Raw genomic sequence first — 5,844 nt, forward strand, 5'->3', positions numbered from 1 at the left:
AATCGCATTCACAAAATTCTTCAAGATGCTAATATCAAGCTAACATCCGTTCTATCAGACATTTTTGGTGTATCGGGACGCCGTATTCTTGAAGCGATTCTAAACGGTGAAAAAATAGAGACCGATGGTCTTCGAAAAATGGTGGATTGGCGAACAAAAGCAAGTATTACTGACATTGCCAGTGCAATTAATGGTCGTATTCGCCGTCATCATCGTGATATGTTGCGTTACCATTGGGAGCATATGAGTTATTTAGAAAAAGCCATAGAAGAATTGGAAAAACAAATTGATCAACTCCTGTCCCCTTATCGTAAGGAAGTAGAATTATTGGATGGTATACCTGGTGTGAACAAAGCTGCCGCAGCTACTTTTATTGCAGAGATGGGCGTGGATATGTCCGTATTTAAGTCGGCTAAACATCTTGCCTCTTGGGCGGGTGTGAGTCCCGGAAATTACGAAAGTGCTGGTAAAAAAAAAACGAGTAAAACCACACAAGGTTACAAAGCTTTGAAAACAATGGCCGTAGAGTGTGTATTAGCGACATCAAGGCAAAATAATCGAATAGCTTCACATCGAAAAAGGATAACCAAACGACAGGGAAAAATGAAGGGACGAATCGCTTCCGCTCATTTACTATTAACGATTGCTTACAACATCTTAAAAACAGGAGAACCTTATCATGAACTAGGCTCAAATTACCTTGAAGAAAAACAAAAAAATAACAAAGAATTAAAAATGATCGAATACCTAAAAAAGAAAGGCTATACAATCGCTCCATCTAAACAACAAACTGCATAATCAGTTAAAATAACGACATAGTACATAGCCCTTCAAAAAAAAATGAGAATATGGAGGGTTTATTTTAACATGGCTTTTTTACTAATGTGTTTTCATACAAAAAAGGCTGCCGCAGCAACCCCTATTATTGAAGTAAAGCACCCTACCAGATGGAGAACCAATTAGTGAAATGATTCCTGCGGAGACCGAAGGAATTGCCTATGCAGAGATAGATCTAGAAAAAGTAATTGATTTTAAATATTATATTGATCCAGCAGGTCACTATTCTAACCAGAGCTTAAGTATGAATTTTAATCAAAATCCTACACCTGTAGTTAGAAAATTTGGGGACAGTAAAAATGAATCTATCACATATGAAGAAATTAATTTATCAGTAGGCATTGATCAGTCAATCCTATCACGTTAAATTCTCACGCCTTGTTGTAGTATTATAACACCTCAGTAGTTCTTACTAAATCTTAGATTAGCCGAAGAGACTTATCAAAAAGTTATTCTCATAGAAAATTAGTGACTTTCCTATTACTGCTAAGCTTTTTTAGCTACCCATATGGATGTAGTGACGACACTCAAATTGGGAGTGTCGTCTTTTTTGTGGATAAAGAAGGAAATAAACTTTAAATATGACGAAAGGGGGAGGACAATGGCTAACCCGTTCCCGTAAAAGTACACTCTTACGAACCAAATACCCATACTATAAAGGTATGGGATTAATAAAAAAAAGCTGTCTAATCGAGACAGTCTTTTACCGTTTTCCTTGTAGGAGTTCCGAAAAAGGCTTCGAGTAGATGAACCACTACACAACCTTTTCATTTCAATCTATTTTAAGACGTATAACCGATCTATTGTACTTATTCTTTCTTTCAATTCTACTACCCCTTGTTCTACTAAAGAATCTAAATACATCGCAACTTGAGGATAGATTTTCGGTTTGTTTGTATTATAGCTATTTACAGGAGCATTATGTTTTTTAATCAAAATCTCGCAAATAACTCGTGTGCTGTCTATGGATTTTAAGTATTCCAAAACGGCTTTTTTTAGTTCTCCTGGTAAAGTATCAGAAGAAATGGTTAAGCAAGAGATACCTGAAATCGAAACAGAAACACTTATGCTCCTTTCAGTAGCCGGTGTACATACTGGCGTCCAAACAATTGGTCTCTCCTGGATTTGTGAATAAGACAATATCCATTTTACCAATAAAGATTAAAGAATTATTTTACTAGCTCGTTTTACTTATGAATAAATATGGTTTACAGTGATTCTTTTAATTCATACTGATACGTAGTTAGTCCATGAAGATTTTTATATCACTTACATTGAAAAAGAGTATATCATTATTTATAACCAGTACATTAAAGGAGCCAATTATGTTCGATGATAAAGATTTACTTAGTATAGATGTAGCAAAGATGTATTACGATTTAGATAAGAATCAAAGTGAAATCGCTAAAGCTCTCGATCTGTCAAGACCTACTGTTTCAAAGTTATTGAAGTACGCCAAAGAAAAAAATTACGTGAAGATCGTTATTAACGACCCTAGAGATCAGTCTTCTAACCTTGAATTAGCACTACAAGAAAAATATCAATTGAATGCTGTCCGCATAGCATTCGCTCCTATTGATGAAGAAGAGCAAATTAAGAAGTACATTGGTAAAACAACAGCTGAATACCTTGATGAAATCATTAAAGACGGAGATATTATTGGCGTTTCATGGGGAAGTACACTTTATGAAGTGGCGAAAGAATTACTGCCCAAAAATCTGAAAGGAATTGAATTGATTCAACTTAAAGGAGGTATGAGCTATTCTCATTATGAAACCCATGATATTGAAATCATGCAAAAGTTTGCAGATGCTTATAAAGCCTTTGGACAATTCGTTCCACTACCTGTTATATTTGACTCCATTGAACTCAAAAATTTAATTGATCTAGACCGTCATATCGCCCATGTGCTAGAACAAATGAAACGAGCTAATATCGCATTGTATACAATTGGATCGGTTACGAAACATTCGTTGCTTTATAAAATGAATTATATTTCCGACGAGGAATTTACGTATTTACAAGAGCATGCTGTTGGGGATATTTGTTCAAGATTTTTTGATAGCAATGGTGATGTATGTTACGAAGAATTAAATACGCGAACATTTGGTATTGAATTAGCTGAATTAAAGAACAAAGAAAAAAGCATTCTAATCGCTGGTGGCGATAAAAAAATACAAGCGATTCATACCTCTCTTAAGCACCAACTTGCTAATACCTTAGTTACTGATCGCTTCACAGCTAAAAAACTACTTTCTTTATAACTCATCATTAACACATTTCATAAAGGAGCTATATTCGTTATTAACGAGTATAGCTTCTTTTAATTCTTTCTACTTTATGAACACTCCCACAATTAGAACAAATGTAAACATAACATTTTACATTTGTTCTAATTGTGTTATTATAAACTTACATTTAACTATGAGGAGGAACATTGTATGAATTACAATAAATTAATCGATCACACAATATTAAAAGCAGATACAACTCGTCAAGCCGTTCAACAAGTATTAGAAGAAGCTTTACAACATGGCTTTGCATCAGTATGTATTAATCCTTATTGGGTGCCATTAGCCTCTGAATTTTTAAAAGATTCCGATGTGAAAGTATGTACGGTTATAGGATTTCCATTAGGTGCAAATACAACAAATACAAAAGCATTCGAAACGAAGGACGCTATTGTAAATGGCGCTCATGAAGTTGATATGGTTATTAATATTGGCGAGATGAAAGCAGGAAACTATGATGTTGTTCAGGCAGATATCGAAGCTGTAGTTGAAGCTGCTAACGGCAATGCTTTAGTGAAAGTCATTATTGAAGCATGCATATTAACAAAAGAAGAAATCGAAACAGTAAGCAAAATTGTACGTGCTTCAGGAGCTGATTTCATTAAAACATCAACTGGATTCTCAACTGGTGGAGCTACTGTTGAAGACGTAGCTTTAATGCGAAAAAACGTGGGCGAAAACGTAGGAGTTAAAGCTTCAGGTGGCGTAAGAACAAAAGAGCTAATGCAAGCAATGGTAGAAGCAGGCGCTACGAGAATTGGAACAAGTAACGGAGTGTATTAATTAATCCGTTTATCGGCGACAAGTATAATACGAGCAAACCAGTAGTGGGTTACTTATTACCCCTTGGAATGGTTGGCTTATAACGAGAGTCGATGTCTACAGATCGTAAGTTACGATGTCCACTAGGCGCTTGAGCAAGACAGCCGCAAGCTACCCTATATACTTCTAAACTATAAAACGAAAAGGCACTCAATTTCATATTGAGTGCCTTTCTTCGCCTGTATATTTTGTACCTATATTATGCGATTACCTTTAAAGCTTCAAATAACTTTTGAAAATAGGTTTGATCATTGTTGCTTTTATTTACTAGATTACTAAATCCTAACATATCAGTTGAAGAATTTCCCATTTGGGATTTATGGGGTACAGCCACATAACAAAAAGCTGCCTTAAAGACAGCTCTGATCTTCAGCTAACGCACCCGTTAGTTTAAGTAGATTTCTTCACAAACTTTTTGTATTTCAGTTAATACAGGAATGCTTTCCCGATAGTTCCATAAAGAAAATGCTACCTTAAAGACAGCACCGATCTTCAGCTAACGCACCTGATATCTCAACAAGGTCTAAATAGTGTTTTATCTTTTTAAACTAACTCTAAGATTTCTTTGAAATTATTCACTACAAAATCAGCTTGTTTTAATTCATCTTCTTGAGCAAAGTCAAAGTTCACACCAACGGCAATAAGTTCATTATCCTTAGCAGCAGATATATCTGAAGAACGGTCACCGACAACGTAACCTTTTCCAATTTGATTTTTATTTTTCACCATTTGCACTAAATCTGATTTATACCCAGATTTAATTAGTTGGATACTATATGTATTTTGAATAAATCTATCCAAATTATAAGTTTCTACAATGGCTTGTAAATATTCTATCTGTCCATTGCTGGCAATAAATAAGGGGTACTTTTCACTTAACTCATTTAATGTTCTTTCCACATCAGCATATAATGCACCTTTATGTGCTTTGATTAGTTCTATAAGCTTTTTATGAAAAATTTCATTGCTTTTTTCTCGTATTTTTAGTGTGTGGTTTGGACAAAGTGTTTCCCATACATCTGGTAGAGGTGCACCCATAATTTTTCTATATTGTTCAATCGGTGTTTTTGTATCCCATAAATTTTCTTTTCGTAGTACATCAAATGTTTCTTCTAGGGCAGGTTCTAAAATTAAATTTGTTTGAAATAAGGTTCCATCCATATCAAAAATAATTGCTTCACTCATTGAAAAATTCTCCTCTCTCTATCTTCTCATTAAAACATAATATTTTTTCTAAAATTACAATCATTCCGATATTTTTTGAAAGCTCTGCCCGCAAACTATTCTCTCCCTTAATAAGGGTATTTTTTTCTTCAATTTGAATGTATCTTATTGCGGTCTATTCATTCAATTTCAACAGTTCAGCAATAATATCAGAACTACCTGGCATTAACAAAATAATTGCCAAAACGATAAAAAGAATACCAAAAACAAACAAAAAAATTACGATTTTAACTGACCATGATACATCTTTCCAAAGTGCCCCCGCAATAAGAAGAACAACACCTATTAGAAGTAATAATAAATAATAAAATCCCACTCAATCACCTCATAGCCCCTATAGCTCTTATCAAGCATTTAATAGAGGAACTATTATTTTTGATAAACCTAAACTTATTAAGAATGTTATAAGCCAATCTCTTTTTCTCGTCATCTTAAAAAGTATATTCAGAACCGAACTAATACATATACAAACTAAAAATATGAATAACACCATAATAAATGATTCCAAGTAACCCCCCACAATACGTTCCATTTTATATTTTACCATAAAAACCCAAGTTATTTATGGAACTATCCTGCCCCGTTAGTTCCATAAGAAACTTCTATGGCGGCGCTCCTCGCCGCCACCATCTACTACGAAAATCTAAACTCAAAAATAGAGTCTAACCCA

Annotated in this window: 7 protein-coding genes and 1 pseudogene; 5 read left to right on the top strand and 3 right to left on the bottom strand. The window is 34.3% G+C overall.

Annotated elements, in window-relative coordinates; genetic code table 11:
- Together ACQKMR_RS28000 and ACQKMR_RS28005 are read left to right on the top strand one after the other, a co-directional pair.
- The coding region (locus ACQKMR_RS28000; protein ID WP_427700188.1) for a transposase at positions 1-798 on the top strand (798 nt) is incomplete at its 5' end.
- Positions 799-943: 145 nt separating this feature from the next.
- Positions 944-1,204, top strand: a pseudogene (locus tag ACQKMR_RS28005) (carbon-nitrogen hydrolase family protein); the annotation flags it as partial.
- Between the two features lie 410 nt (positions 1,205-1,614).
- Here the strand turns inward: ACQKMR_RS28005 and ACQKMR_RS28010 are convergent.
- Positions 1,615-1,821, bottom strand: a complete 207-nt coding sequence (locus ACQKMR_RS28010; RefSeq protein ID WP_427700193.1) for a DUF3895 domain-containing protein — start codon at positions 1,819-1,821, stop codon at positions 1,615-1,617.
- Here ACQKMR_RS28010 and ACQKMR_RS28015 point away from each other — a divergent pair.
- From ACQKMR_RS28015 to deoC, 3 genes are all read left to right on the top strand, one after another.
- The gene (locus ACQKMR_RS28015) at positions 1,802-1,972 is read left to right on the top strand and encodes a hypothetical protein (protein ID WP_427700194.1); all 171 of its coding nucleotides are present in this window, start codon (positions 1,802-1,804) and stop codon (positions 1,970-1,972) included. The genes ACQKMR_RS28010 and ACQKMR_RS28015 overlap by 20 nt on opposite strands.
- A gap of 190 nt (positions 1,973-2,162) precedes the next feature.
- Positions 2,163-3,101: a sugar-binding transcriptional regulator gene (locus ACQKMR_RS28020; RefSeq protein WP_427700189.1), complete on the top strand. Its 939-nt coding sequence runs from the start codon at positions 2,163-2,165 to the stop codon at positions 3,099-3,101.
- A 177-nt stretch (positions 3,102-3,278) separates the two neighbouring features.
- On the top strand, positions 3,279-3,911 hold the full coding sequence (deoC, locus tag ACQKMR_RS28025; RefSeq protein WP_427700190.1) for a deoxyribose-phosphate aldolase: 633 nt from the start codon (positions 3,279-3,281) through the stop codon (positions 3,909-3,911).
- Between the two features lie 582 nt (positions 3,912-4,493).
- On the opposite strand, the gene ACQKMR_RS28030 is transcribed toward deoC, so the two are convergent.
- Together ACQKMR_RS28030 and ACQKMR_RS28035 are read right to left on the bottom strand one after the other, a co-directional pair.
- Positions 4,494-5,135, bottom strand: a complete 642-nt coding sequence (locus tag ACQKMR_RS28030) for an HAD hydrolase-like protein (RefSeq protein WP_427700191.1) — start codon at positions 5,133-5,135, stop codon at positions 4,494-4,496.
- Positions 5,136-5,289: 154 nt separating this feature from the next.
- Positions 5,290-5,490 carry a hypothetical protein gene (locus ACQKMR_RS28035; RefSeq protein WP_427700192.1) on the bottom strand — a complete coding sequence of 67 codons (201 nt, stop codon included), beginning with the start codon at positions 5,488-5,490 and terminating at the stop codon, positions 5,290-5,292.
- Positions 5,491-5,844 lie beyond the last annotated feature (354 nt).

It is taken from the genome of Peribacillus sp. NPDC096540 (genome assembly GCF_050278525.1).
Lineage (GTDB): Bacteria > Bacillota > Bacilli > Bacillales > DSM-1321 > Peribacillus.

Excerpts from the sequence above, each read along its gene's own strand:
- ACQKMR_RS28015 (WP_427700194.1), top strand. The coding sequence starts at position 1,802 with ATGGATTTTAAGTATTCCAAAACGGCTTTTTTTAGTTCTCCTGGTAAA.
- ACQKMR_RS28020 (WP_427700189.1), top strand. The coding sequence starts at position 2,163 with ATGTTCGATGATAAAGATTTACTTAGTATAGATGTAGCAAAGATGTAT.
- deoC (WP_427700190.1), top strand. The coding sequence starts at position 3,279 with ATGAATTACAATAAATTAATCGATCACACAATATTAAAAGCAGATACA.
- ACQKMR_RS28030 (WP_427700191.1), bottom strand. The coding sequence starts at position 5,135 with ATGAGTGAAGCAATTATTTTTGATATGGATGGAACCTTATTTCAAACA.